The sequence below is a fragment of the Delftia sp. ZNC0008 genome (assembly GCF_000799035.1).
GTDB lineage: Bacteria > Pseudomonadota > Gammaproteobacteria > Burkholderiales > Burkholderiaceae_C > Comamonas > Comamonas tsuruhatensis.
The window spans coordinates 1-1,047 of record NZ_JTKZ01000925.1 but is presented as its reverse complement, the minus strand read 5'-3'; the positions used below and the strand labels follow the sequence as shown (position 1 = coordinate 1,047).

The window sequence follows — 1,047 nt, the reverse complement described above, 5'->3', positions numbered from 1 at the left end:
CCGCGTCGGACATGCTGCTGGGCCCCGGCAGCGCCGTGGCCTTGCAGTTCGACGGCAGCGAGCGCCGGCTGCGCCTGCTGGCCGGCGAGGCGCTGTTCACCACCGGTCATCCCGCAGGTGCGCTGGGCGATCTGCCCTTTGTGGTGGAGACCGCCCACGGCCGCGTGCGCGCTCTGGGCACGCGCTTCATGGTGCGCAGCAGCCAGGCAGGTGCGCGCGTGGCGGTGTTCGAGCGCGCCGTGGAGCTGCGCCTGGCCGGCACAGGCGCATCCGCACTGCGTCTGCAGGCGGGCGAGGCCATGGACTTCACGCGCACGGGCTGGAGCACGGTGCAGCCGGCCGGCCCTGCGGACGACGCCTGGAGCCGGGGCCAATTGTGGGTGGACAACCAGCGCCTGGACGACTTCCTGGCCGAACTCAACCGCTACCGCCCCGGCTGGCTGCGCGCCGATCCGGCCGTGGCCGGGCTGCGGTTCTCGGGCGTGTTCCCGCTGGACGAAGGCGGCATCGATGGCACGGACGCCGTGCTGGCCATGCTGCCCGGTGCACTGCCCGTGCAACTGCGCTGGCGCACGCGCTGGTGGGTGGTGGTGGAGCCTGCGCAGGCGCGCGGCTGAGGCTTTTTTCTTCCTTTTCGCTTTTTTTGCGCCGGGGGTGACCCGATTTCCCGCGCCGCGCTTCCTTGTTTCCGAGAGCTTTGATTTTCGATATCGGAACACAGGGAGAACCCAGGACCATGCAACCCCTTTTCATGCCCCGCCCCGCGCTGGCGCTGGCCATCGCGCTCATGCCCGCCGCCGTGCTGGCCCAGGCCCAGCGCAGCTATGACGTCGCTGCCGGCCCGCTGGATGCCGCCTTGCGCAGCACGGCCGCCCAGGCCGGCGTGGCCCTGATCTTCACGGCCGATCAGACGGCCGGACAGCGCAGCGCGGGCCTGCGCGGCAGCTATACGGTGGAGGGCGCCTTCGAGGCCCTGCTGGCCGGCACCGCCTGGCAGGCCGTGCGCCAGGCCAGCGGCGCCTATGCGCTGCGGCGGGTGGAGCAGGT

The 1,047-nt window shown here is 72.0% G+C and carries 2 protein-coding genes; both read left to right on the top strand.

Annotated features, from left to right (window positions below; genetic code table 11):
- Positions 1-617, top strand: a 617-nt coding sequence (locus L995_RS29900) for a FecR family protein (RefSeq protein WP_047475078.1), incomplete at its 5' end; no start/stop codon positions are given.
- A gap of 119 nt (positions 618-736) precedes the next feature.
- Positions 737-1,047, top strand: a 311-nt coding sequence (locus tag L995_RS29895) for an STN domain-containing protein (RefSeq protein ID WP_047475077.1), incomplete at its 3' end; no start/stop codon positions are given.